At 57.2% G+C, this 24211-nt stretch carries 24 protein-coding genes and 2 tRNA genes; 11 read left to right on the forward strand and 15 right to left on the reverse strand.

What is annotated here, in order from left to right; translation table 11 throughout:
* Positions 1–78: 78 nt before the first annotated feature.
* Positions 79–1686, forward strand: coding sequence for an RNA repair transcriptional activator RtcR (gene rtcR / locus ASG03_RS00955; protein WP_062691544.1), 1608 nt, complete (start codon positions 79–81; stop codon positions 1684–1686).
* Between the two features lie 130 nt (positions 1687–1816).
* Here the strand turns inward: rtcR and ASG03_RS00960 are convergent.
* Together ASG03_RS00960 and ASG03_RS00965 are read right to left on the reverse strand one after the other, a co-directional pair.
* Positions 1817–1906, reverse strand: a tRNA-Ser gene (locus tag ASG03_RS00960).
* Positions 1907–2157: 251 nt separating this feature from the next.
* Positions 2158–2619, reverse strand: a complete 462-nt coding sequence (locus tag ASG03_RS00965; protein WP_156381677.1) for a hypothetical protein — start codon at positions 2617–2619, stop codon at positions 2158–2160.
* Between the two features lie 156 nt (positions 2620–2775).
* On the opposite strand from ASG03_RS00965, the gene ASG03_RS00970 reads away from it, so the two are divergent.
* The 4 genes from ASG03_RS00970 to ASG03_RS00985 are packed head-to-tail and all read left to right on the forward strand — an operon-like array spanning position 2776 to position 9733.
* Positions 2776–4344: a type I restriction-modification system subunit M gene (locus ASG03_RS00970; RefSeq protein ID WP_062691547.1), complete on the forward strand. Its 1569-nt coding sequence runs from the start codon at positions 2776–2778 to the stop codon at positions 4342–4344.
* Positions 4341–5507 (forward strand): restriction endonuclease subunit S, encoded by a 1167-nt coding sequence (locus tag ASG03_RS21635; RefSeq protein WP_062691549.1) that lies wholly within the window; start codon positions 4341–4343, stop codon positions 5505–5507. Before ASG03_RS00970 ends, ASG03_RS21635 begins: the two co-directional genes overlap by 4 nt.
* A gap of 6 nt (positions 5508–5513) precedes the next feature.
* Positions 5514–8957, forward strand: a complete 3444-nt coding sequence (locus tag ASG03_RS00980; protein ID WP_062691551.1) for a DEAD/DEAH box helicase family protein — start codon at positions 5514–5516, stop codon at positions 8955–8957.
* Positions 8954–9733, forward strand: a complete 780-nt coding sequence (locus ASG03_RS00985; protein ID WP_062691553.1) for a hypothetical protein — start codon at positions 8954–8956, stop codon at positions 9731–9733. Before ASG03_RS00980 ends, ASG03_RS00985 begins: the two co-directional genes overlap by 4 nt.
* A gap of 494 nt (positions 9734–10227) precedes the next feature.
* Here ASG03_RS00985 and ASG03_RS00990 read toward each other — a convergent pair whose 3' ends face one another.
* From ASG03_RS00990 to ASG03_RS01030, 10 genes are all read right to left on the reverse strand, one after another.
* Positions 10228–10605, reverse strand: a complete 378-nt coding sequence (locus ASG03_RS00990; RefSeq protein WP_156381678.1) for a hypothetical protein — start codon at positions 10603–10605, stop codon at positions 10228–10230.
* A gap of 292 nt (positions 10606–10897) precedes the next feature.
* Entirely contained in the window at positions 10898–11293 is a 396-nt protein-coding gene (locus tag ASG03_RS00995) for a hypothetical protein (RefSeq protein WP_062691557.1), read from the reverse strand.
* Between the two features lie 653 nt (positions 11294–11946).
* The gene (locus tag ASG03_RS01000) at positions 11947–12465 is read right to left on the reverse strand and encodes a hypothetical protein (RefSeq protein ID WP_156381680.1); all 519 of its coding nucleotides are present in this window, start codon (positions 12463–12465) and stop codon (positions 11947–11949) included.
* 1436 nt (positions 12466–13901) lie between these two features.
* Entirely contained in the window at positions 13902–14132 is a 231-nt protein-coding gene (locus ASG03_RS01005; RefSeq protein ID WP_062691561.1) for a hypothetical protein, read from the reverse strand.
* Positions 14133–14195: 63 nt separating this feature from the next.
* Positions 14196–14396, reverse strand: coding sequence for a hypothetical protein (locus ASG03_RS01010; protein WP_062691563.1), 201 nt, complete (start codon positions 14394–14396; stop codon positions 14196–14198).
* Between the two features lie 146 nt (positions 14397–14542).
* Positions 14543–14797: a hypothetical protein gene (locus tag ASG03_RS01015; protein WP_062691565.1), complete on the reverse strand. Its 255-nt coding sequence runs from the start codon at positions 14795–14797 to the stop codon at positions 14543–14545.
* Positions 14798–14846: 49 nt separating this feature from the next.
* On the reverse strand, positions 14847–15149 hold the full coding sequence (locus tag ASG03_RS01020; protein ID WP_156381681.1) for a hypothetical protein: 303 nt from the start codon (positions 15147–15149) through the stop codon (positions 14847–14849).
* A 64-nt stretch (positions 15150–15213) separates the two neighbouring features.
* Positions 15214–15438, reverse strand: a complete 225-nt coding sequence (locus ASG03_RS21245; protein WP_156381682.1) for a hypothetical protein — start codon at positions 15436–15438, stop codon at positions 15214–15216.
* Between the two features lie 401 nt (positions 15439–15839).
* Entirely contained in the window at positions 15840–16352 is a 513-nt protein-coding gene (locus ASG03_RS21250; protein ID WP_156381683.1) for a hypothetical protein, read from the reverse strand.
* Positions 16353–16407: 55 nt separating this feature from the next.
* Complete coding sequence (locus tag ASG03_RS01030; RefSeq protein ID WP_062691572.1) at positions 16408–17400, reverse strand: integrase; 993 nt, start codon at positions 17398–17400, stop codon at positions 16408–16410.
* A 181-nt stretch (positions 17401–17581) separates the two neighbouring features.
* Here ASG03_RS01030 and ASG03_RS01035 point away from each other — a divergent pair, with 181 nt between their 5' ends.
* The gene (locus tag ASG03_RS01035; protein ID WP_244475121.1) at positions 17582–18862 is read left to right on the forward strand and encodes a PAN domain-containing protein; all 1281 of its coding nucleotides are present in this window, start codon (positions 17582–17584) and stop codon (positions 18860–18862) included.
* Between the two features lie 591 nt (positions 18863–19453).
* Positions 19454–19969 carry an AAA family ATPase gene (locus tag ASG03_RS22195; RefSeq protein ID WP_082475476.1) on the forward strand — a complete coding sequence of 172 codons (516 nt, stop codon included), beginning with the start codon at positions 19454–19456 and terminating at the stop codon, positions 19967–19969.
* Here the strand turns inward: ASG03_RS22195 and ASG03_RS20890 are convergent.
* From ASG03_RS20890 to ASG03_RS01055, 3 genes are all read right to left on the reverse strand, one after another.
* Positions 19934–20425 carry a GNAT family N-acetyltransferase gene (locus ASG03_RS20890; RefSeq protein ID WP_082475477.1) on the reverse strand — a complete coding sequence of 164 codons (492 nt, stop codon included), beginning with the start codon at positions 20423–20425 and terminating at the stop codon, positions 19934–19936. The genes ASG03_RS22195 and ASG03_RS20890 overlap by 36 nt on opposite strands.
* A 78-nt stretch (positions 20426–20503) precedes the next feature.
* Positions 20504–21577 (reverse strand): hypothetical protein, encoded by a 1074-nt coding sequence (locus ASG03_RS01050; RefSeq protein ID WP_062691578.1) that lies wholly within the window; start codon positions 21575–21577, stop codon positions 20504–20506.
* Between the two features lie 224 nt (positions 21578–21801).
* A tRNA-Ser gene (locus tag ASG03_RS01055) sits at positions 21802–21891 on the reverse strand.
* A gap of 299 nt (positions 21892–22190) precedes the next feature.
* Between ASG03_RS01055 and rplU the strand changes: the two genes are divergently transcribed.
* From rplU to ASG03_RS01075, 4 genes are all read left to right on the forward strand, one after another.
* A complete protein-coding gene (rplU, locus tag ASG03_RS01060; RefSeq protein WP_062691580.1) occupies positions 22191–22508 on the forward strand; it encodes a 50S ribosomal protein L21 in 318 nt (105 codons plus the stop codon).
* Positions 22509–22538: 30 nt separating this feature from the next.
* A complete protein-coding gene (gene rpmA, locus ASG03_RS01065; RefSeq protein WP_062477551.1) occupies positions 22539–22808 on the forward strand; it encodes a 50S ribosomal protein L27 in 270 nt (89 codons plus the stop codon).
* A gap of 124 nt (positions 22809–22932) precedes the next feature.
* On the forward strand, positions 22933–23565 hold the full coding sequence (locus ASG03_RS01070; protein WP_062691582.1) for a GNAT family N-acetyltransferase: 633 nt from the start codon (positions 22933–22935) through the stop codon (positions 23563–23565).
* The gene (locus ASG03_RS01075; protein WP_244475122.1) at positions 23562–24170 is read left to right on the forward strand and encodes a GNAT family N-acetyltransferase; all 609 of its coding nucleotides are present in this window, start codon (positions 23562–23564) and stop codon (positions 24168–24170) included. Before ASG03_RS01070 ends, ASG03_RS01075 begins: the two co-directional genes overlap by 4 nt.
* Positions 24171–24211: the final 41 nt, after the last annotated feature.

The raw sequence follows: 24211 nt of genomic DNA on the forward strand, positions 1-24211 counted from the left end.
AACTTCTAGAAATTGCCAAAAGCCAGCGCACCTACTATCGTATCTAAAATTATTGTATTCTATAAAATTGGATAAGTCATGAAACGGCGTGTTGCCATCAGCATATTGGGAACTACCCTGGACATGGGTAAATGGGACAATCGCTGGAGCCGCTGGCGACCCAATGTCGGGCTCTGCCAGCAATCCGGCCTGTTCATCGATCGGTTGGAACTCATCCACGACAACCACGCGAGCGCACTCGCCAACCGGATCATCGCTGACATCACGACGGTATCGCCGGCAACGGAGGTGCGCACTAACGTCATCAACTTCCGGGATCCGTGGGATTTTTCCGAGGTCTACACAAGCTTTCGCGATTTTGCCCGCAGCTACCCGTTCGATCCCGATATGGAGGATTACCTCGTCAACATCACCACTGGCACGCACGTCGCGCAGATCTGCTGGTTCCTTTTGACCGAGGCCCGTATCATCCCCGGCAAATTGCTGCAGCTTTCGCCACCACGCGACCGCGAACCGGACCAGAACTTTGCCGGCACGCACCGGATCATCGATCTTGACCTCTCGCGCTATGACGAAATCGCCAAGCGTTTTGCCTCGGAGCGCGAAGATGCAGCCTCTTTCCTCAAGTCGGGAATTTCGACCCGCAATGCCGCCTTCAACCGGATGATCGACGAGATCGAGCGGGTGGTAATCCGCTCGACGGCGCCCGTGCTCCTGACCGGCCCGACCGGGGCAGGCAAATCCCAGCTCGCCCGCAAAATCTATGAGCTGAAGAAAAGCCAGCGCAAGGTGAGCGGGCCCTTCATCGAAGTTAATTGCGCGACGCTACGCGGCGACCAGGCGATGTCCACCTTATTCGGTCATGTGAAGGGCGCATTCACAGGCGCAGCAGGCGAGCGCTCTGGGCTGCTCAAATCCGCCGACAAAGGTGTCCTATTCCTAGACGAGATCGGCGAATTGGGCCCTGATGAACAGGCCATGTGCCTGCGCGCGATCGAGGAAAAGCGTTTTCTGCCTGTGGGCGCCGACCGAGAAATGTCGGCCGATTTCCAGCTACTGGCTGGCACCAATCGCGACCTAGGAGAAGACGTGCGCAAGGGGCAGTTCCGTGAGGACCTTTACGCCCGCCTTAACCTCTGGACGTTCCAATTGCCGGCCCTGCGCGAGCGTAAAGAGGACATTGAGCCAAATCTCGAATTTGAATTAAAGCGCTACCTAGAACGCGAAGGCGAAAACATCACCTTCAACAAGGAAGCGCGCGAGCGCTATCTTGCTTTCGCGACGGGCCCCCAAGGGCTCTGGAAAGCCAATTTCCGCGACCTGTCAGCCTCCGTCACCCGCATGGCGACGTTGGCGCCCCATGGACGCATCACGACGACTGTTGTCGACGACGAAGTTCGGCGGCTGAGCAACTTCTGGCGCTCGTCATCCGACAGTCACGCGGCGGATGCACTGATTGAGGAATTCTTGGGATCCGAAGCGGCCGAGCGCCTGGATCGTTTCGACGCAACTCAGCTTTCCGCAGTTATTCGCACTTGTCGGGAGCAGGCAACTGCGAGCGCTGCCGGCCGAGCCCTCTTCGCGAACTCGCGAATGGAAAAGAAGAGCAGCAACGATGCGGATCGTCTGGTCAAATATCTGGCAAGATTCGACCTGAAGTTCGATGACGTGAGAAAACGAGACTAAGCGATTACTGGTGAGAAGATGGGTGCGCCGTGAGTGTGGCCCTTAATACGGCCGACAAGATAGAAATATGCAATTGGGCGACAGAGCCGATACAAAGGCATCGGCAAACCACTGCCAGCGAAGGCTCCGATGGCGGAGAGGGTGGGATTTGAACCCACGATGCTCTTGCAGGCATGCCGCATTTCGAGTGCGGTGCATTCGACCACTCTGCCACCTCTCCGCGGGGTNGAAAAAATCGGGCTGGCGATTGCGACACGGGCACCGGCGATGTGGCCGCAACGTGCCTCCGCGGATAAATCCCACCACTCCTGATCATTACTTCACTTGTAGCTGCATAAATGGCTTTGTCACACAGCCAGGGGCATCAGCAGCAATCAATTTCGCGTTGTTGCCGCCCGCTACGATTGCACGACCGCAAAGTCAGTCTGCATAGGATGCCTGCAGGCTAAAAGACATTTGTCACGCATCAGGTCACTGCTGCTTGATCAATTCATCGAACGGCGTCAGGCCTTCCGGATGTTCGCGCTCGACGTAGCTCCATGCCTCCGGAAACTTGAGTTTCATAACCGTGAGAGCAGCCAAGCACTTAGACTGCTCCGGCGTTGCACCTGACTGACTTGCCAAGGCTGAAACAGACGTAAGGACGGCATCGACTGCGAGAGATTGTGCGAGATTTATGCGTTCAATGGTAAGATCAACAACAGCCTCCTGTGCAGCCGTCCGCATGATCTCGATCTGCGCTGCCCTGCACTGAAAAACGATCGTGCCTGCCAGCTCTTGAGCCTTAGGATCTATGCCGCCCATGCTTTGCAGGCCTACAAAGGCGCTAGACACGCGGGTAAAATCCAGCGATCCCGCCACGGTGTTAAAGAATGTCACATAGGTCAGTAGCGCGCCCACAACAGCCACAGCTGCAGCGATTATTGCTTTCATATTTGCCTCCGAGCTGGATTGTTCCGCTAGCAGGTAGAGAGCTAACAACTGGCTAAATTTCCAGTGCGATAACTGATGGTTGTCATAGCTTTTCCCGGTTGCCTCTCCTCCGCGCTTCGCTACTGTCGCGCTCACATGATTGAAATGGAATGCAGCATGCTCACAGGTGAAATTCGCTCGAAGGTCGATCAGGTCTGGAATGCCTTTTGGGCGGGCGGGATTGCCAATCCGCTGGAGGTGATCGAGCAGATCACCTACCTGCTGTTCATGCGCGGACTGGATGACATCCAAACGCGAGAGGAAAGCAAGGCCAACATGCTGGGCCGGCCGGTCGAGCGGGTGATTTTCCCAGATGCTATTTATCGCACCGTGCGGAATGAAGAGACCGGCGCGGTGAAGGAAGAGATCACCTATGCCATGCTGCGCTGGTCGAGATTCCGTCATGACGATCCGGCCCGCATGTTCTTCATCATTTCCGAAAACGTGTTCTCCTTCCTGCGCGAAATGGGCGAGAAGGGCACGGCGCACGCCGAGCACATGAAGGGCGCACGCTTCACCATCCCGACGCCCGGCCTGCTCGCCAAGGTGGTCGACATGCTGGCGGAAATCCCGCTCGATGACCGCGACACCAAGGGCGATCTCTACGAATACATGCTGGGCAAGATCGCAAGCGCCGGCCAGAACGGCCAGTTTCGCACGCCCCGCCACATCATCAAGCTGATGGTCGAGCTGATGGCGCCGAGCCCGAAGGATGTGATCTGCGATCCGGCGAGCGGCACCTGCGGCTTCCTGGTCGCGGCCGGGGAATTCCTGCGCGAGCACCACAAGGGTCTGTTCCGCGATACCGAGCTGAACCGGCATTTCCACCAAAGCATGTTCCATGGCTATGATTTCGACAACACCATGCTGCGCATCGGCTCGATGAACATGCAGCTGCATGGCGTCGAGGGCGCCGATATCCGTTACCGCGACAGTCTCAGCACCGGCCATGCCGACGATGCCGACACATATTCGCTGATCCTGGCCAATCCGCCCTTTGCCGGCTCGCTGGATTACGAAACGACAGCCGCAGACCTGCTGTCGATCGTCAAGACCAAGAAGACCGAGCTTCTGTTCATGGCGCTGTTCCTCAAGCTCATGAAGCCCGGCGGGCGTGCAGCGGTGATCGTGCCGGATGGCGTGCTGTTCGGCTCTTCCACGGCGCACAAGGCGATCCGCAAGATGCTGGTGGAGGATCACCGGCTCGACGCGATCGTCAAGCTGCCGTCCGGCGTGTTCAAGCCCTATGCCGGCGTCTCCACCGCCATCGTCTTCTTCACCAAGACCAATTCCGGCGGCACGGATCATGTCTGGTTCTACGACGTGCAGGCCGACGGCATGAGCTTGGACGACAAGCGGCAGATGCTGCTGCCCGAGGACAAGTTCGGCCCGGTGCCGCAGGTGCCCTTGAACGCCGAGGACCACGCGAAGAACAACCTGCCTGACGTGCTGGCCCGCTGGAAGAACCGCACCGGCAGCGAACGCGACAACCCGCGCACCGGCCAGAGCTTTTCCGTCTCCCGCGAGGACATCGCGGCTGCCAGTTACAACCTGTCGCTCAACCGCTACCGCGAAGTGACCCACCAAGCCGCCGACCACCGCCCGCCGAAGGAGATCATTGCGGAGCTGCTGGCACTGGAGGATGAGATTGCGACGGGGCTTAAGGAGTTGGAGGCGATGCTGTGAAACGGGCCTGGTCTACCCTGTCGTTAGGCGAAGTCAGCGTCATTGTGTCTGGCTTTGCCTTCAAATCCAGTGGCTTTAACACGGACGGCAAGGGCCTGCCTTTAGTTCGAATCCGAGACGTTGTTCGAGGTTATACAGACACCTTTTTCGAGGGCAACTACGATGGAGACTTCGTTGTTGAGAATGGTGACATTCTGATTGGCATGGACGGCGAGTTCAATAGAGCAAAATGGCAAGGCAATGCCTCGTTGCTAAACCAGCGTGTCTGCAAGATATTTGGAAAACCTGGCCAACTGGACAACAACTATCTGTTCCATTTTTTGCCCTCTGCCCTAAAGACGATAGAGGACCGGACGCCGTTCGTTACGGTTAAACACCTCTCTGTAAAGGATCTTCGAGCAATCAAACTCGATCTCCCGCCGCTCGATGAGCAGAAGCGGATTGCTGCGATTCTCGATAAGGCCGATCAGCTCCGGCATAAGCGCCGCAAAGCCATCGCGCTGCTCGACAGCCTCACCCAGTCGATCTTTCTGGAGATGTTCGGGGATCCAGACGAGAATCCAAAGAAGCTGCCGATTGTGGACTTCGGTTCTCTGATTGTGAGTGGCCCAACAAACGGCCTATACAAGCCTGCAAACGCCTACGGGTCCGGCGTCAGAATTTTGCGGATAAACAATTTCTATGACGGTGCGGTCGTCGAACTCGATAAACTCAGACGACTTGAAATTTCCCAGAAAGAGCAGCAAGCTTATGGCCTTTCCGAGAACGATCTTGTTATAAATCGAGTGAATAGCCGTGAATATCTGGGGAAAAGTGCCCTGATCCCCAAGCTCGAAGAGCCAGTTGTATTCGAGTCTAACATGATGAGACTAAGCCTCGATCAAGACATTATTTCTTCAAAATATTGCATAGACCTCCTTCAAAGTAGTTCGATAAAACAGCAAATTTCTATGAAGGCGAAGGATGCCGTAAATCAGTCAAGCATCAACCAAACGGACGTTAAATCTCTGAAAATAATGCTACCCTCCCTTTCGAAACAGAGAGAGTATGCAAGCTTAGCGCTTGAAAATGCGGAACGGAAAGGGCGACTACAGGATGCCGTAGTCAAAAGTGATGGTCTCTTCGCCTCCCTCCAACACCGCGCCTTCTCCGGCCAGCTCTGAGGCTTCATGTCCAATTTCGCCTTTCTCTCTGCCGAATTTCCCGAGATCTTCGACAGCGCGAGGCAGGCGGAGAGCTATGCGGCGGGCGATCCGCGGGCCGCGGCCTTTTATGCGCGCCGCACGGTGGAACTGGCGGTGCAATGGGCCTACAAGCACGACAAGAGCCTGCACTTTCCCTATGACGACAAGATTTCCGCGCTGATCCACGAGCCGAGCTTTGTCGAGCGCGCCGGGCCGGCTGTCTTCACCAAGGCAAAGCTGATCATCCGCATCGGCAACCAGGCGGTCCATGAAAGCCGGCAGACGCAGGCAAAAGATGCGGGCGACGCCGTGCGCGAGCTGTTTCACCTGTGCTTCTGGCTGGCCCGCAGCTATGCGCGCCGCCCGCCCGCCGACAGCTTGAGCTTCGACCCGGCCTTGCTCACCCGCAAGACAGACGTGGTGAAGAAGGCCTTTGTCGAGCTGACGCGCCTGAAGGCCGAGACCGAGGCGCGCGACAAGGCCTTTGCCGACCTCCTGCGCGACAAAGCGGAGCGCGACGCGGAACTGCAGGTTCTGCGCGACGAGATTGCTCGCGTGCGCTGGCAGAACGAGGCGCGGCCGGACGCCCACGACTATTCGGAGGCCGAGACCCGCGACCTCTATATCGATCTGCTGCTGAGGGAAGCCGGCTGGCCGCTGAGCGAGGCGCGCGACCGGGAATTCCCCATCCCCGGCATGCCCAACCAGAAGGGCGAGGGCTTTGCCGATTACGTGCTGTGGGGCGATGACGGCAGGCCGCTCGCGGTGATCGAGGCCAAGCGCACCAAGCGCGATGCGACAGCCGGCCAGCAGCAGGCCAAGCTTTATGCCGACGGGCTGGAGCGGCAATACGGCCAGCGCCCGGTTATCTTCTACACCAATGGTTATGATCACTGGCTGTGGGACGATCTGGCATATCCGCCGCGCAACGTGTCCGGCTTCTACAAGAAAGACGAGCTGCAGCTGCTGATCCAGCGGCGGCAAAGCCGGCGGCCGGTCACCGGATCTCCGATCGACAAGAACATCGTTGAGCGTTCATACCAGTTCGGAGCGATCCGGAGGGTCGCAGAAGCTTTTGAGAAGGATCGAGGCCGCAAGGCACTCCTTGTTATGGCCACCGGCTCCGGCAAGACGCGCATGGTGATCGCGCTGGTCGACCAGCTGATGCGCGCCGGCTGGGTCAAGCGCGTGCTGTTCCTGGCCGACCGCGTGGCGCTGGTCAACCAGGCGTTGCGGGCCTTCAAGGCGCATTTGCCGGACTCCTCGCCGGTCAACCTGGTGACGGAGAAGACAGCCGAGGGCCGCGTCTTTCTTTCGACCTATCCGACCATGATGAACCTGATTGACGAGCGGCAGTCTGGCAAGGCGGATACAAAATCGGCCAGCACAGCCCGCTTCGGCCCCGGCCATTTCGACCTCGTGATCATCGACGAGGCACACCGCTCGGTCTATCAGCGCTATGGTGCGATCTTCGACTATTTCGACAGCCTGCTGGTGGGACTGACCGCGACGCCGAAGGACGAAATCGACCACAACACCTATGGCCTGTTCGACCTGGAAGACGGTGTGCCCACCGATGCCTATGCGCTTGATCAGGCGATAGCAGATGGCTGGCTCGTGCCGCCGGTTTCCGTCTCAGTGCCGCTTAAATTCGTCCGTGAGGGTATTCGTTACGACGATCTTTCCGAGACAGAGAGAGAGCAGTGGGACATGCTGGAATGGGACGAGGAGGACGGTGACCCACCCGACAGCGTCAATGCCGAGGCGGTCAACAAATGGCTGTTCAACGCCGACACCGTCGACAAGGTGCTGGCGCATGTGATGACCGATGGCGTGAAGGTGGCGGGCGGCGACCGGCTGGGCAAAACCATCATCTTTGCCAAGAACCAGGCCCATGCGGAATTCATCGAACAGCGGTTCAACAAGGCCTATCCGCATCTGGCCGGGCACTTCGCCCGCGTCATCACCTTCAAGACCGACTATGCGCAGAGCCTGATCGACGATTTCTCCAAGAAGGACGCCGGCCCCCATATCGCCATTTCCGTCGACATGCTCGACACCGGAATCGACGTGCCCGAGGTGGTCAATCTCGTGCTGTTCAAGCTGATCCGCTCGAAGACCAAGTTCTGGCAGATTATTGGCCGCGGCACGCGGCTCTGCCCGGATCTGTTCGGCCCCGGCGAAGACAAGGAGTTCTTCCGCGTCTTCGACTATTGCCAGAACCTCGAGTTCTTCAAGGAGAACCCCAAACCAGACGAAGGACGTAATGCCAAGTCGCTGAGCGAGCGGCTGTTTGCCGCGCGCTTCGATCTGGTGCGGGCGCTGGACGACAAACAGGCGCTGGAGCGGCCGCCGGGGGTTGCCGAAGACGGCGAGGCCTATGATGCCGGACCGAACGCGGTCCCGAGCGAGGACACCATCCGGGCAGACGCGCTCGATTTCCTGAAGAGCTATGTCGGCACCATGAACCTCGACAACTTCATCGTTCGCACCCGGCGCAAGCTGGTGGAGAAATACCAGGCACCACAGGCCTGGAGCAGTCTCTCCGACACCATGCGCGACGAGCTGCTGGACGAAGTGGCACCGCTGCCCAACCAAATGAAGAGCGAGGCCGAGGAGGCAAAGCGCTTCGATCTCTTGATGTTCAGTCTGGAGCTGGCGCTGCTGAAGGGCGCAAAAAACTTCGACCGGCTGAAGAAGCAACTGATCGAGATCGCTTCAGTGCTGGACGAGCAGACCGCTATCCCCCCGATTGCCGCGCAGCACGCGCTGATCCTCGACATTCTCTCCGATCCCTGGTGGGAGGGCATCACCGTGCCGCTGCTGGAGCTGGTGCGGCTCAGGCTTCGCGGCCTGGTGCACCACATCGAGAAAGGCCGCAAGGCGATCGTCTACACCAATTTCGTCGATGAGCTGGGTCAGGGCATCGAGCACGATTTGCCGGAGGTCGGCGCGGTAGACTTTGCCCGCTTCAAGAAAAAGGCCCGGCATTTCCTGCGCGAGCATGAGGACCACATCGCCATTGCCAAGCTTCGCCACGGCAAGCCGCTGACGACGACCGACATCGAGGAGCTCCGGCAGATGCTGCTCTCCGCCGGCATCGGCGAGGCGGCCCACCTCGAAAAGGCCAGTGAGCTTGCCCACGGGTTTGGCCTCTTCATCCGCTCGCTGGTAGGGCTCGACCGGGCCGCCGTTGCCGAAGCCTTCAGCAGTTTTCTCTCGGATACCAGCGTCACCGCCGACCAGATCGAATTCCTTGACATGGTGATCGAGCACCTGACCGAGAAGGGCGTGATGGATCCCGGCCTGCTCTATGAAAGCCCCTTCATCGACATGGCGCCAGAAGGCCCGCAACAGGTGTTCGACTTCGAGAAGACGAAGAGACTGGTTGAAGTGATCCGAGGGTTGAACGAAAGCGCAGCAGGATGAACAAGCCAGCCGTCGATCTCGACCAGATTGCTCTTCTTGGGATCGATGTCGGCTTTTCGAAGTCACGGCCGACAACAGGCATTGCCTGGAGCAAGTGCGGGCAATTCAAAGCAGCGAGGACACATTCGGACTGGGACCGCCGTAGCCTCCACATCCCGCCGTCAACAGCCTTCTCGGTGATTGCAATCGACGGGCCGCTTGTCCGTATTGGTGCAGATGACAGCTTGGACCGCTTGTGCGAACGCCTGTTCATTCGCGGCGCCTTCCAGACGCGATGCAAGCCGGGCTTGAGCAATCATGGCTATGGCAAGGACCTGCGCCGTGCGGCGGCTCAGACCGCCGAGCAGGTTCTCCATCTTGCACTGCCGAGTGACGCGATCGAGAAGGCTATTCGGCCGGGCACCTCAGTGATCGAAGCCTTCCCCAACGCCTTCCTCGGCGTTCTTCTGCCCGAGTCGCGCTTTGCAATGCCCGCGGCGGGGAAGCGAAAGAAGTTCGACTGGCTGTATGATCACGCTGTCGACAGTGGCGTTCTCAGCGACGTTTTCAAGGCTCTCAATTGGCGCAATCAGGAGCTGCTCGCCGCGATGCGAGCCGAGACCGACCACGAGAAGAGAGCAGCATGGATCTGTCTGTTGACTGCGGCCTGCGCGGTGACCGGCATATCCGAGGTCGTTGGGGACGAAATAGGCGGGTGGTTCTGGATGCCGCCGTCGGTTTTATGGGCTCCTTGGGCTCGGGAAGCGCTTGAGAAGAGCAGGCTGGCTTTGGCATAGCTGGCTTGACTCGAGGATGTTCACTGGCTGGCTTGGGGGTCATAAACGTTGCGTCGCAGCTATGAATCTGCCAGACGCGCCAGCGACCCTCCCAGCCGATTTAATCAACAATGCTTTTGCATCTGGACACCCCGTAGAACACGAGACAGCGTTTTCGGATGGACCTGATACGTTGCAGCCACCTTAGAGATCGGCTCCAGGTCGATCTCGACAGAGTGCCTCGCTGCCTCGGTCTGCACTTCGGTCATAGAGCGACGGCGTCCAATATGAGATCCTCATGCTCTTGCAGCTACCATCGCCGCCTTGGTGCGTTAACAGATAATGGCTCTTTCGAACTCTGCCATCGCGCCCATCATGTGAAGACTAAGCGCCCGCCAGATAGCGACGTATCCATGCTCTCGCTCAGCGAACGGAAGTTTCATTAAGCTGACATCGCTCTGCTGGAACCCCATATTCGGCCGTCCGATTGCATTGCGCGTTCTACAGAGGGTCCGCTATGCACCTCCGCTAGCCACGGCGCCGCACCCCACATCCCGCCGTTGGCGGAGGACATCCGTTACCCACATCCCCTGAGCTGGCCGCGAACCATTCGCCGTTGCATCCAACAACGCGATCAGAAGAGCTGCTGCGTCACCGTAGGTCCTCTCCTTCCGAAGCCAGATTCGATACTCATGCGCGCAGATACTGCCGATGCTCTCGTCGAGATGCTGCGGGAACGGCTCGGGATCGCTGACCATGGCAGAGCAAAGCTCGCGCAGGGAGATTGTGCATTCATCGAACCGGGTGGTGCAAATGAGGTCGCGGGTTTCCGCAATGTGCTCAATGCGGTTCCGCAGAAACCGACGGGCTTTCATGTAGTCGTAGATCATCATTTCCTCATGAGGGTGCCGGGTTGCTTGTGCAGGACACCCTATAATTGCCCGCAACAGCTGCCCTACTATTCGGAAGCATGCATTGCCGAACCGGAAGGATGTAGCGCTATAACCGCAAGCCTAATGTTGATATAACTCATAAAGATATAGCATTTTCAGCATACTGTTACATTGCCAGACCCTCCGGCTTGTGAGCGATATGCGGTGCTAATGAAGCAGATCCTGTATCGGATCGCGCGACGCCGGCACAAGAACTCGCCAAAACGATCGGCAAGCACCCTGCCCCACCACGTCAACAGTTATGATCCAGCTGAAGCGGCCGACCAATCGCCTTTGTCCTTACCCGCAACCGCCACTCCCGGTGAAAGCCAAAGGCTCTGGCCAACTTGTTGAGGCGCATCTGCCGAGCGCGAAGATCCTTCAACGCCGCACCTCTGCCGCGATGGTTTGGCGTGATCGCGCCAGACCTTACTCCTTCAGTCAGGTAGTCGAGTTCGCGCTGGACCGCTTCGATAATCGCGATCTTCTCGGTGATCGAAAACTTGGCGAAGGTTGCAGGGTGAGGAACGCGCTGTCGCTCCGGCGGGTAGGAAAGATAGGGCCCCTCGAGCTCCTCGACGGTATCGCAATGGGACGCGTAACTCTTCGCTGCGTGCGACATCCTCTGCAGCGCCTCTAATGAAAACATGATCAGCTCCTATGCTTGTCATTCATGTTTTCGTTATAGCGGGCTGGGTGCTCGGATGCGCGAAGTCGAGCGTCGATCTTGCGCGTGGTTTAATTAGCGTCCTCTTTTTAGCGCGTTACCTGTCCTTGGGTAGGCCGACAACATGACGGCTAAAGCATCGAGCTGGATTTGCGGAAGCGGTAAATCTTATGTGCCGGAGCTGCGGAGGTGCAATGCATCTGCGACAAGAGACAGCACCTCATGCGCCGCAATCAAGGCCTGGTTCCGCGATCCCACTGCGAATGAGCGGGTTCGGTGCCTTACAGCCGCGTAGAGGACGATTTGGTAGACTGGCCGTCTGCAGGCATCGAACACTTTGGGGCAAGCACCAATTGCGCTCAGGAGCCGCGCAACACGACGAGTCCCAGTCAAGAGGTGCACAAATTGGAAATGGTCTATTCGTGCACCAATCGCTCAAACATGCTATTGCGATGAGTGTGACGATGAAGGAAGAGGGCGCACTTAGCCTTCACTCTGAAGCGAGGCTTCTCCCTCTTCATGCAACAAAAATGTTCCGATCCCTTCAACTAATTCAGCCCGGGATCGAGATACTTCGTGGCAACTCCCGCAAAGCGCAACCGCAGTTCCTCGCTCAGACCATTGCGCCGCATGAATCAGAACCTGCCGAAGTTGGGGTCACTAGCATACCCAACCTCTAACACGTTCGGTTCGATAGGCGAGTCCTTTGCCTCCGCCTTGCGCTTCCGCTCGTTCGCCTTCCGAAGCTTGGCCTGCGTCCTACGATGCTCTGCCTTCTCTTCCTCCGTCATGTTCGACAGATCGTGATAGGGTCGCACAGTCTGCGCGGTGACACCGCGCCTTTCGCGTTCGCGGTCGCGATGGATCCGCTTTTCGTAGTCTTCACGGTGTTCATGGGGCTGCTGAGGAACGTGATCATGGTAGGTGTGCGGGCGCACCGTCAGCCCCTGAGCGGCCCTCTCCTCGCGATACTTCTTGCGTGAGACGGCAGCAGAGGCAGCGGCGACCTTCCGGTGCACATCCTCACTGCGCTTCCGGCGCCAGGCATCGATTGCAGCACTTAGAGGTGCATTTCCACGATAGCGTTCATGGCAGTTACGTTCTACCGCACCTTCCACGGCCGGAAGAGTAGTAATGGTTTCCAATGCGTTCATGCGTGACTCCTTCTTCACTTACACTTCCATTATAACGGGGCTTCCCGTGGGACCGCGGAGATCATGAGCGTCACGCTTTGTGCCTTTCCTCACTGTATTCTAATATTAAAATTAAGAGTATATATACATAGGGAGAAAACGCAGAAAACGTGACAGGCGCTCCGGCTGGTCGAGAGCCTGCGGCTCGCTACGCTCGCCACCAAAGAAGACGGAGGGTCGAGCAACAGCAAGGTGCTGTTCCCCTCCTCGGCTGAGCGACGCTGATCATGTAAACATATGCTTGAAGACACCAGGATTCGCACTGGCACAAACCGGAACCAATTTCAGTGTCATGCACGAGGGCAAGCGGATGCTCGCCTACGAGCTCCTGCGTCGAGTTACGCGAAGAGGGCAAGTCAGACCTATATCCTATCTCTTCAGCGGCATCATCCAGCGGACAGCCATCGTTTTGCCTGCCGCGATCGATGCTGTGTCTATCGTATAGGACAGGAGCTTTATGCATTTCGTCGGCGCTACCGCCGCCTCAGTCCTCGGTTGTCATCGCGATGTATTGCTGGCCGGCGACATCGACCTCGTTGATGTTCTCAAAAACGGCGCTTCATCATTGACCTCGTCGGCGCCGGAGCGCTGTATCCGAAGAGCCTTATCGACGCGGAGCAGGCTGTCGTGTGTTCACAGATCGCCAGGGTGCATCAACCTTGTCGGCATTGTGATGTGCCTCGGCTGTCCATGAATCGGCATGGCATGGCGCGGGAGGTGATGGGCGGGTGCTTGGGATGGCGGATAACCGTGGCGCGGCCACCGACCTCCTATAACAGCTCTCTACCGCGCTCTCACACATCCGCATACTTTCTGGCATTCTCTCTTAGCGTCTACTCACTTACGCGCATGCACCTCTACCTCTCTACGTATCAGTCTCCTCTCATAGATGGTCGGCTCTCTCGGTCTCTATGGGCGGTGTTGGTGTAGCGCCCTCTCGGTGTCGTCTTCGAATACGTATTGACCCTTACCCCGTAGCGCTTCGGGTTTGACACGACGTTCGTCTGTGAGCGCGTCCGTGTGCCTGTCTGCTCTCGTTGCTTATCTATGTATGCGGTCGCTCTCTGTGAGCTTCTATGAGTCGAGCTGAGATTGAGGATTAGCGATCGCTCAAGTTGACACTTTTCCGAAAAACGCAAAAACGGGCTGTTTCTGTCAACATAAGGTAAACATATGTCAACATAGCGGTATGTTTCAGGGGTATATTAGCAGTCGTATGTTGTCAGTCGGCCTGGCCGGAATAGCGATTTCGGGCCTCTGGATGGCCTGATGTTGGCGCCTATGTTGGCAGAATGTGGTTGAGTGTCAACATTGGGCAACCAACGTAAGATTGAACAGGTAGGCTAGATAGGACTGTCAAATGGTTCGGAGCAATCACTGCTTGATGTCTAACCGGGCTATCGCTTCTCGATCACAAAGGGCAAATTGTTCATGAAGTCGTCAGGTGTCGTGGGGTCTGCCCAGCTTTGGAAGTCAACCTCAGCGGCTTCGATCTCGAACACCTGATCGTCGATCCGAATATAAAGCTTTCCACTGTGGTCAAGTGCGGCTGCGGAATGTTCATCGAGACGACCGGCGTCCCGATAGGCAGTCGCCAGAGCGTTAAGGATTTCATTGGGGCTGGCCATACGTGTCTCCTAAGTAATGACGCCTATGAATGCAGGGTTCAAATATAGCATTCCGCTATTGGCTCATGTCGGGTGGGCTTCCGGCTCGTTCGGGTCACGATCGTTGCGGTCCTCCTCGGCTGTATAGAGGAACGGCTGGGTCGACATGAACAGCTTCGCCTGCTCCTCCGGACGCTCGTGAGCGCTGATGGCGTCGACATCCTCGATGTTGATCTTGAAGACCTGCGCCCCTATGCGGATGAACATGGCACCATTGCTCGACATGGCTACCTCGCCGTCGTTCTTCAGCAGGCGTTCTTGATGACCGATTTGGCGAGGAACTTGTATAAGTCGTTGCGGCTAGTCACGATGGTCTCCTGTGTCGGTGCCCGGAGGATGACGCTTGGAGGCGGCGTCGTCAACGTGGTGCGCTAGAGGTTGGCTGTGGCTCCGTCTAGCGTGCTCACCATGGAGATCTCCGAGGGTGCGTCGGCCGGATCTGGGTCTTCTGCGTAAGAGAGGCGACGGTTGCGGATCACTTCCTCGAGGGCGTCAAAGACCTCCGGTGTTGTCCAGCCAGCCATGACCGCATCATCGATGATGCGCGTAACGGGAAGGCCGAGGCTCTCCTGGCAATCAAAAGCGCGGTCTGGTCCGGAGGAGTTGTCGCGTGGTCCACTGGTCATATGGTTCTCCCTGTTGAGCGGGAGAACATGATGATGGACGCTTTGTTCCTCAGTTGAGCATCTTGGGGTCGTAGTCCTGGTCAGCCAGAGTTGGCGTTACCCGGACGGAGATGCCGGTCTCCTTATTGAGGATGAACTCCGGAGGGGTCTCGCTGGTGACGATGATGCGAACCCAATCCTGGACGGAATGCTCTTTCAGGGCGCCGATGTCGGACAGAAGCTTGCCGAGGCTCTGAATGCCCATAACGGTCGTGAGCATCTCGTCGCCATTGTAGAGCACCTCTAGCCGATAGTTGGTGCGCGATGACACGAGGCGCAGTTTCGTCTTGTTGCGTAACCGAGAAACACCCATGCAAGCCCCCGCCCATTGGTGACGGGCAGCTTACCTTTATGTTCTTCTAATTGTCGAGGGTCGGCTAAGCGATCAGCTCGGCGTCGGAGAGATCCCGGTCAAAGCCGTAGGCGTCTCCTGCACAGATCGGTGCGCCGCGCACCAGGTAGCGCGTCTTGGTGTTCTGATCGGTGATTTCTGCGCGCCAGCGGCCGCGCTGCAGTTTGCCGACGTCGGTTTCCGACAGACGCATGCTCAGGCGGGTGAAAGAGCGGGCGCTCTTGCGTGGGGTGAAGAGAATAGGAGGCATGACTGGCGCTCTCTAAGCGTTGCTGATGCTTAGAATATAACTGCGCCACGCATGGAGTGCGGCAGGTTGTGCGCGGCTATGCAATGAGCGGGCGCAGCACCAAAATGACAAGTGCCAGGACAAAGGCCAAGATAATCGGAAGCGTCCCGATCGCGGACACTTCAAACCATAGGATCTTCACGCGCAACTGATCTTTGGGATTTCGCATAGGCACACCTCTCACCAAAAAAAATAGGTGATGGCTGCTTGCTGCTTCGCAGTTACTACTGATTCGTTTCCAATAGCAATGCTTTTACCTCGGGTGGAGAGTTTATCCCCCGAGTGCGATTTCTAAATCATTGTTATTGAAAGAATATTAGATGGCCTTAGTCCACCGTTACCTTGCGGTTGTGGATTACTGGCTAGAGCAAAAGCTCCCGCTGGCCCGTCACAGGGTGCCAGCAGATAAGGTCAGCGCCGATCCAGTAGCGCCTGAAATGCAGGTCGTCGAGCAGATGGGCGAGCTCCTCGTCGCACCGCATGAACGCCAGGTTCTGCAACGGGATCCGCGGTGGGCGGTCGTCCTCCAGAACGGCCCGCACGAAATCGGTCAGCGCCTCGCGCTCATAGCTGCCGAGCATGCTGATCTTCAGGACAGCCGGCCGGCACACATCGGTAAGCCGCTGCTCACCAAAGGCCCAGGCAAACGTCATGTCCTTGCGGCGCACCGTCCCCGCTTTGGCGCCAAGACGCGCTGATGCGTCCAGATCCTCAACAACACGACGGCCAGCCGCGGGTAGCGGCCGGCTTAATAGCCCGCGGGAACGATCGCATTTATGGTGAAGTGAAGAGTAGGCGATATCAAGCTGCGGTTCAAAGCGACCGGCAGAGGAGGATAGGTATTTCAAATCTCGCGGCGCAAAAGGCATCCCCATCGAGCTTCCTTGTCTTTTCTAGGACTTCGATGTCCGAGAGTGCATGCAAAAATCGTCACCCTAGACGAGCAACCAGATCAGCTGCGTCAAGATGCGCATAACGCCTCAACATGCGTAGTTCCTTATGTCCGGATATGCTGCTGACTTCGATGACGTTCAGTCCTCTCTCGAACAGCCGGCTGACTCCTTCATGACGAAGGTCGTGGAAGCGCAGCCCGGAAACTTCTGCTCGTGCCAAAAGCCGATACCACGCCTGCTCTAGTGAACCAGGTGCCATAGCGAACACGCGGGTCTCCGTCTCGTCGGAGCGACCCTTCCACTCGCTCAGAGCGCTGTAGGCGCGCTGTGACAGCGGCACCTCGCGCCCTGACCCGTTCTTTGTCATCGTCAGAGTGATCACCCGGCGATTGTGCGAGATGTCACCCCAGCGTAGGCCGAGGATCTCGCCTCGGCGCATCCCTGTCTCGATCGCCACGATGAGCAACGTGCGGAAGTAGGGGATCTTACCGCCGGAGCAAGCATCGAGCAGACGCTGCTCCTCATTACCCTCCAGGCGGCGCTTTCGTTCGTTTCGGATGACCGGTCGGCGCACAAGCTTCACGACGTTGCGGCCAAGTGGGAGACCCCAGTCACGGATTGCGACCTCGAGGACGTGGCTCAGGATGGCGAGCTCGCGGACAGTGGTGGAAGGAGCTACGGTTCTCAGACGCTCGTCGCGGAACGACGATATATCCTGCGGTGAAAGACCCATCATCGTCCGGTAGGCAATGTCATGGCGCTTCAGCACGTCGATGCGCTGGATCTCCTGGACCGAGCCCCGCTTAGTGGGCGACACTTCTGTCTTGTAGCGTTCCAGGAGCTCGCTGAGCGTCGTGCTCTCTAGGATACGAGTATCCGGCGCGGCACCGAACCGATCGACCTGCGCCTCCAGCTCGCGTGCCCACTTCTCGGCTTCGAGCTTTGTATCGAAGGATTTGCAGCGGGGCTTTGTGCCACGGCGTCGGACCTGAGCTTGCCAGCGTCCCCTGAGTTTTCTGATCGTAGCCATCTCACTCTCCATTTGTGATCGAGATGTTGCGTAGGATGCCCCTTCACGGGCGCCAAGGAGGATTCCCGGCCCGCCAGCAGCAACAATGAACAGTAAGAACAAGCAGGTCAGCCGGCCGCTGGGAGGCCCTTGCTCCTGAACAGCAGATGTAGTTTGATGACTGCCGGTAGGGGTCTGTTCTATGCGTCATCGACTTCGAGCTGCGCTCGCTGGCATTCTGCTATCGCTTGTATCAATTAACGGCGTCGCGGCTGGCGAGAAGAAGTTTGGCCCCTTCACGGTTGACGACACCAAACCCGGTGTCATCGCTCTTGATGGCGACATCGACGTTAATTCTGGCCTAAACTTCCGGCGAGCACTTCAAGCGGCACCAGCTGCTAAGCTGATCACTCTCAATAGCCCAGGCGGCAGCGTGCAGATGGGCTTGCTAATCGCCGACGACATCCATCAACGCAGGCTGGCGACCTACATTCCGAAGGAGAGCAAGTGCTTCTCGGCATGCTCCTTTGTCTTTCTCGCCGGCGATGAGCGAAAAGTCGATGGCGCGCTCGGCGTGCACCAGATCTCCTCGGAGTCGCCCGACCTTGTCGGAGCGCAACTTGCGATCTCTGACATCATCGAGATGCTGAACCGGTTCGGGACGCCGATGGACGTGATGCACATCATGTTCAAGACACCCCCGGACGACATGCACGTCTTCAGTCAGGGAGAAGTCGCTGAATACAAACTCAATCGGACCAGCGGTCTCGAGAAGCCCCCCACTGCCATTGTTGACGTGCCTGTTGCCGTGGCCGGTGTAGCTCCGAAAGATAATGACCGGGTGAACAATATCGAAGCCTCAACCGAAGCCGCAGTGGCTTCTACAGCGCCGGAGACAAATCAGCAGGCGAAGCTATCACCTCTTGAAGAATTCACCCGCCGCCCTAACCGGATAGCACTTTATACCGGCTTGGATCTCTTTGGTGATGACATCTTGTCTTCCCGAGTAGCGGAAGCAGGAGAGTGCGCGAGGAGCTGTCTCGCGATGAATGGCCAGTGCAAGGCTTTCACGTTCAACGCAAACCCGAAGATCAAGCGAGGGCCAAACTGCTTCCTCAAGTCGAGCGCTGGTCGAGCTGACGGCAACAGCGTCGCATTCTCCGGCCGCTTCCTTAGCGGTGCAGAGGCAGATCCCTCTGCACTTACCCTTGGGACGATCGACCCGCAAACTGCACTCTTTGATGATGTCGATCTGCCTGGTGGAGATCTTTCAAGCAGACCAGAGCGATCAGCGAGGACGCCGCTAGACTGCAGGTTGGCCTGTATCGATGAGAAGCGCTGCGTGGCGTTCACCTACATCAAGCCGAAGAGGGAGTGCTGGCTCAAGGGTGCAGTCGGCACGCCGATGTTCGGCAAGGGAATGGTGTCGGGGCTCAAGAAGCTTGAAACGTTTATGGCTGCGAAGATCATCAGCCTCGACTAGTTATTAAACGGAGAGCCACAAGCCATCACGAAGCGTCTGCATCATCGTTATAACCAAATCGAAGATCACGCGTAGGATGCCCTCCGCCAAATTGCGAGATGCAAATGCTCTGTCCAAAACAGGTGGCGTTTCCGCAACGTTCCTTCTAAACCTTTGCTACTTTACAGGGCTCGATAGGGTAGCGCGCATGTTGATGTTTAGCATCAAGCCTAGGTGGGCCACTATGATTGCAGAGCGGCAAAAGCTCTACGAGCTCCGTCGCAGGCCTCCTCCCCAACATGCTCAAGGGGACATAGCTTTGATTTATGCAACCTCACCTGTTTGCAGGCTTGTCTGTGCATGTGAGGTTCAAGAAATAATTACAATGGAAAATGACGCTCTTTGGACGAGTATTGGGGGCTTGACGGGATGCACAAGAGCTGAGTTCGACACTTACTTCAAAGGGTGCGGCTTCGCCAACGCCATAAAGTTGAAGGTGTTGGAAATCGACCTACCGGAGCTTTCACGCGCTGAGCTTCAGAAGGGGTATGAGTTCACCCCGCCGCAATCTTGGCGATGGTGTAACGGATTATCAGAGATCTTGAGAAAAATATGATTTTTGTTAGCGGCCCATCCGGGAGTGGTAAGACTACCACTTTGAAAACGTTTATCGAAAAAAATTCCGAGTTCACTCTCCTGACGGCAAGTTCAATCCTTAAACAGATAGGGCGACCAACACAAAGGTTGAATTTCGAAGATCTTAATGAAAACCAAATATCATTAAGGAGATGGCTAGTTGGAAAGTCTATCGGATCAAAAGTGATTTGGGACGGTCACACAATAATACCATCTGAACAGGGGCTTTATTACCTGCCGCTGGATTTCTTTGTTGATCTACCCATACATACGCTCATTTTCCTTAAGACTGATCCGTCTGTGTTAGCGAGAAGGGCAGGACTAAGCGACAGTTGTGCGCTCAAAATAAGCGAACTACAGATGATTGAGCTGGGCTACATGAAAGACCTTTCGAATGCTCTCAAGTGCCAGTTCAAAATTATCCCTTCAGCAAGTCAGAACTTGCTAGAGGAAACACTACTGGAATATGGAATTACCACGAGTAGGAATTGATCCATTGAAAACGTATTCAATCGAACCATGCCTATAGGCACCAGGTATAAACTGTGTGAGCTTAAAGCCTGTTTCTGAAAGCAAGGGCTTAAAGTTCGCCAGCTCCTCTTCTGGAACCGTCAGAAGAGGAGTAGCGCATTCGAGCCAAGCTACCGAATCTGCCAACAGACGCCTACCCACCCCTCGTCCTCGCGCGGTGGGGGACACCCAGAACGTGCAGATCTTTTTTTCAGAATCATTCTTCTTGAGGATTGCAATGGCGTTCAACTTATTATTATCAGCAACATCGACAAGGATCTTGCGCGCCCCACTCATGAGGCCGGGCTGAACTTTTGATGTGAACCATCTATCGATACCCGGATAATAAACTGCAAAGTTCGAAATCAGGTCGCGAACCCGCTCAGAATCCACCTGAGCTGCGAGCGTGCGCGCGCATGTGAAATGAGCTAATTGCATAATGTCTCCCAGGGTGCGAGTCGGAACTATACACCTATCGTCTCTCTGACATAGAGGTATGGCGGTAATTATAAACGGTTATGGGCGCTTTTTTGCGATATGAGCAAGCCACCACGCAAACAGCCCCAGAAGAACGGTCGCGACAAACACCTCCCAACCAGAGGGCAGCAATAGCAATGCAACCCAAGTGCCCTCCCAGGTAGCGCGCTTGAGAACTTGAGATACCGTCGCATGAAGCCCGCTTCCCAAACTACCGAGTGCGATCACAAGCACGATGTAAAACGCCAAGTTAGTTTTGGAGCGCCGGAATTTCGCTAGAGTTACAAAATCGCCCAGATCACCGGGCTCGGCGACCTTGCGCCAGTGATAGATAAGCATGTTTCGGGCGGATCCAGGCGGGAAGTTCGGCCCCAAGTATGCGTCCCAGACTGGCTCCATCCGTCTGATTTTTCGGAAGCTCGAGTGCGATGCAATGAGGTCAAAGCTAATATCTCGGACTAGGAAGTAATGAATAGCAGAGAGTTGCGGCGAAAGCCAATTATGCATTTCCGCAAGGCGTAAAACTGACGAAGGTATACTTCTAACCTCATTTACTCTTATTTCCGTAATCTCACTCGTTGTCGTCGAACTCAAAATCCAGCCGTCTTCATTACTGACATCAGAGCTGAATATCTCAGCAGCCTCTCTCTTGAGAGACAACCTAAAACGAATATAATGCTCGCCCGGCGACTGAAACTTGGCGCAGAAGCTGGGAAGGATCTTTATAACGAATCCAGGTGGCGCTTGATCCGGGAACTCAGTAACGAACTCGATATCGCAGAGGCGGTTGATCTCGTGGACGCTCAACATATGCGAGCCGCGCTGATTTATAAAGAAGGTCCCAGCTCCATCCTCAGTCGGCTGAACCTCCAGAAGTTCATTAAACACCGCGCTAGCTATTTCATTTCGCCGCAGTAAGTGGGCTAGATCTTCGAAGACACATTGGTCGGGCTTAAAGGGAACGTATAGGTTGAGCGCGCCGACATCCCGCTGCTCGATCACCCTGACACCGATGTCCAGGTAATTTATGTCTTCGTCATCGCGGCCGATACGTCGCCAGAGATTGACGTGTAACTCGACGGTTGGAGGCTTAGCCTTGACCGGATGGGTCATGCCTCTTTGATACCACAACGCTAGGCTGGGGAGAGTTAAAGTAGAATCAATCATCTTCGATGCGCCGGTTGAGTCCAGACTCTGTCGCAACTTCAGCGACGACCCGCAAGTAGCACCGGATAAAGATGTGCCGAAAGTGTGCCGCGATCTACGCAAGAGAAGCTTAGCTCTCATGAAAGACGACTAGACCTAAGTCGAAAAAGCCTTAGATCGAAAGGCTCCGATGGCGGAGAGGGTGGGATTTGAACCCACGATGCCCTTGCAGGCATGCCGCATTTCGAGTGCGGTGCATTCGACCACTCTGCCACCTCTCCGCGGGGTNNAGTTCGGAGGGATGGCAAGAGGGAGAAGGGCTTGAATTTGAGGGATTTCCGGGCTTTTACCTTGACAGATTTCTAAAGCTCGCGTAACGGGCGCATCTGAAGTGGTGCGGATTCCGGAAGCGGGGTCGGTGCATCACATCATCCGGATGTCCGGAAGGGCATTCGCTTCGTCGGCCGGGGAGAACCTTCTCTTGGCCATTCCGACTGATAAAAAGACGGCCGTTCACGACCGGTCTCCGAATTTTCGGAGCCGAGAGGACAGAGCCGGACCGAACAGACAAGGACAAGACATGTTCGCAGTCATCAAGACCGGCGGTAAGCAGTACCGCGTAGCCGCAAACGACGTCATCACCATCGAAAAGCTGGGTGGCGCCGAAGGCGACAAGATCGAATTCACCGAGATCCTGATGGTCGGCGTCGGCGCCGACGCCACGATCGGCCTTCCCTTCGTCGAAGGCGCTGTCGTGAGTGCAGAAGTCGTCGGCCATGGCCGTGCCAAGAAGGTTATCGCCTTCAAGAAGCGCCGTCGCCAGAACTCCAAGCGCACGCGCGGCCATCGCCAGCACCAGACGACTGTCCGCATCCTGGACATCGCAGGCGCCAAGTAAGATCGATCGAAGGTTTAAAGGAGAAGACCCATGGCACACAAAAAAGCTGGCGGTTCGTCGCGTAACGGTCGCGATTCGGAATCCAAGCGCCTTGGCGTGAAGAAGTTCGGCGGCGAAGCCGTCATTCCAGGCAACATCATCCTGCGCCAGCGCGGGACGAAGTGGCATCCGGGCGCCAATGTCGGCCTCGGCAAGGACCACACGATTTTCTCGCTGACGACAGGCAACGTGGATTTCCGCACGAAGGCCAATGGCCGCGTGTACGTCTCGGTGATGCCGAAAGCAGAAGCAGCGGAATAAGCCGGTAGCGCTCTAAAACAGCCGGCGTCTCATCGACCCGGCTGGCCGTTTCAGGTTCAGACCACGACAAAAGGGGAGATGGGGCAAGACCCACCTCCCCTTTTTCACGTCTGGAGATCAAGACATGCAGAGCGAATTGTTACGGGAAGACCCGATGCGGTTTCCCGAAGAGCGGCCGAGGCCGCAACGGTCAAGGACCGATTGCCCGATATTGTTGTCACCACGGCTTGTCCTGCGCGCGCCCCATGAAGACGATATCGACGCCCTTGCCCATCTTGCCAACAACGCCAACATCGCCACCATGGTTTCGCGCATGCCGCATCCCTACACGGTGGCGGATGCCGCGGACTTCGTGCGACGCACGAACGCCGGCACGATTGGCAAGTGCGTCTATGCCATCACGAAAGCGGACACAGGCGCGTTTCTCGGCTGCTGCGGCGTCGAGCCGCATGACGATGGGCGCACTGCGGAACTCGGCTATTGGCTGGGCGAGCCGCACTGGAACAAGGGTTATGCGACCGAAGCCGCGCAGGCGCTGATCGACATGGCCTTTCGGACGCGCGATATCGCGCAGCTGGATGCCCGCTGCCGCGTCATGAACGTCGCGGCGCGGCGCGTCATTCAGAAATGCGGGTTCCAGTACCAGGGCGGCGGCATGATCGGCAGCCTGGCCCTGGGCGGCATGGTTCCGGTCGAGTGGTTCCGGCTGGACCGGAAGACCTGGATCTCTCTGAGAAGCTGGGGAGGCGGACGATGACCCTCGAGCTCGATATGCCGGCACGGCCAAGGTGCGAGAGGCCGGAGGCAAAGCCTCGGGCGTCCGGGATCTTGCCGCCCTGCCCGGTCATCCGGACGCCGCGTCTGACCTTGCGGCCGCATGCCTTCTCCGATGCGCCGGCAATCGCCGCCTCGCTTTGCGATCACGACGTTGTCCGCATGCTCCTGCGCGTGCCCCAGCCCTATCATCTGGGCGATGCCCGCGAGTGGCTGCAAGCCGAAGCGCATGCCGGCGATGCCTGGCATGCTGCGATCACCGACAAGGGTGATGGGCACATCGGCATGGTCTCGATCGAGCGGCAGCGGAATGGCTGGCACCTGGGATACTGGCTGAACCGGCAGGCCTGGGGCCGCGGCTTCATGGGCGAAGCGGCATATGCTCTCATCGAGGCGTTCTTTCGCCAGCGACCGGAATGCGTCCTGCTGTCCGGCGTTCTCGCCGACAACGCGGCCTCGCTGAAGGTTCAGGCCAAGCTCGGTTTCGCGATCACCGGCATCTCGGATGTCTATGTGCCGGCGCGGGGCCGGACAGTAAACCGGATCGAGACGCAGCTCACGCGGGACGGTTTTGCGCCCGCGTCCTGACGACACGGCAGGCGGCCCGAGCCTCGAGGCTCGGGCCGCCT

The organism is Rhizobium sp. Leaf341, from assembly GCF_001424325.1.
In the GTDB taxonomy this organism is placed as follows: Bacteria; Pseudomonadota; Alphaproteobacteria; order Rhizobiales; family Rhizobiaceae; genus Ferranicluibacter.

Bases quoted from the DNA above. Each gene is read 5' to 3' on its own strand.
- ASG03_RS01020 (WP_156381681.1), bottom strand. From the start codon at position 15,149: ATGGGTGTTTCTCGGTTACGCAACAAGACGAAACTGCGCCTCGTGTCA.
- ASG03_RS01050 (WP_062691578.1), bottom strand. From the start codon at position 21,577: ATGACCCATCCGGTCAAGGCTAAGCCTCCAACCGTCGAGTTACACGTC.
- rpmA (WP_062477551.1), top strand. From the start codon at position 22,539: ATGGCACACAAAAAAGCTGGCGGTTCGTCGCGTAACGGTCGCGATTCG.
- ASG03_RS00990 (WP_156381678.1), bottom strand. From the start codon at position 10,605: ATGATGATCTACGACTACATGAAAGCCCGTCGGTTTCTGCGGAACCGC.
- rtcR (WP_062691544.1), top strand. From the start codon at position 79: ATGAAACGGCGTGTTGCCATCAGCATATTGGGAACTACCCTGGACATG.
- ASG03_RS01000 (WP_156381680.1), bottom strand. From the start codon at position 12,465: ATGAACGCATTGGAAACCATTACTACTCTTCCGGCCGTGGAAGGTGCG.
- ASG03_RS21250 (WP_156381683.1), bottom strand. From the start codon at position 16,352: ATGGGGATGCCTTTTGCGCCGCGAGATTTGAAATACCTATCCTCCTCT.
- rplU (WP_062691580.1), top strand. From the start codon at position 22,191: ATGTTCGCAGTCATCAAGACCGGCGGTAAGCAGTACCGCGTAGCCGCA.
- ASG03_RS00965 (WP_156381677.1), bottom strand. From the start codon at position 2,619: ATGAAAGCAATAATCGCTGCAGCTGTGGCTGTTGTGGGCGCGCTACTG.
- ASG03_RS20890 (WP_082475477.1), bottom strand. From the start codon at position 20,425: ATGCAATTAGCTCATTTCACATGCGCGCGCACGCTCGCAGCTCAGGTG.
- ASG03_RS00980 (WP_062691551.1), top strand. From the start codon at position 5,514: ATGTCCAATTTCGCCTTTCTCTCTGCCGAATTTCCCGAGATCTTCGAC.
- ASG03_RS00985 (WP_062691553.1), top strand. From the start codon at position 8,954: ATGAACAAGCCAGCCGTCGATCTCGACCAGATTGCTCTTCTTGGGATC.
- ASG03_RS01035 (WP_244475121.1), top strand. From the start codon at position 17,582: ATGCGTCATCGACTTCGAGCTGCGCTCGCTGGCATTCTGCTATCGCTT.
- ASG03_RS22195 (WP_082475476.1), top strand. From the start codon at position 19,454: ATGATTTTTGTTAGCGGCCCATCCGGGAGTGGTAAGACTACCACTTTG.
- ASG03_RS00970 (WP_062691547.1), top strand. From the start codon at position 2,776: ATGCTCACAGGTGAAATTCGCTCGAAGGTCGATCAGGTCTGGAATGCC.
- ASG03_RS21245 (WP_156381682.1), bottom strand. From the start codon at position 15,438: ATGCCTCCTATTCTCTTCACCCCACGCAAGAGCGCCCGCTCTTTCACC.
- ASG03_RS00995 (WP_062691557.1), bottom strand. From the start codon at position 11,293: ATGTTTTCATTAGAGGCGCTGCAGAGGATGTCGCACGCAGCGAAGAGT.
- ASG03_RS01030 (WP_062691572.1), bottom strand. From the start codon at position 17,400: ATGGCTACGATCAGAAAACTCAGGGGACGCTGGCAAGCTCAGGTCCGA.
- ASG03_RS01015 (WP_062691565.1), bottom strand. From the start codon at position 14,797: ATGACCAGTGGACCACGCGACAACTCCTCCGGACCAGACCGCGCTTTT.
- ASG03_RS01005 (WP_062691561.1), bottom strand. From the start codon at position 14,132: ATGGCCAGCCCCAATGAAATCCTTAACGCTCTGGCGACTGCCTATCGG.
- ASG03_RS01075 (WP_244475122.1), top strand. From the start codon at position 23,562: ATGACCCTCGAGCTCGATATGCCGGCACGGCCAAGGTGCGAGAGGCCG.
- ASG03_RS01070 (WP_062691582.1), top strand. From the start codon at position 22,933: ATGCAGAGCGAATTGTTACGGGAAGACCCGATGCGGTTTCCCGAAGAG.
- ASG03_RS01010 (WP_062691563.1), bottom strand. From the start codon at position 14,396: ATGTCGAGCAATGGTGCCATGTTCATCCGCATAGGGGCGCAGGTCTTC.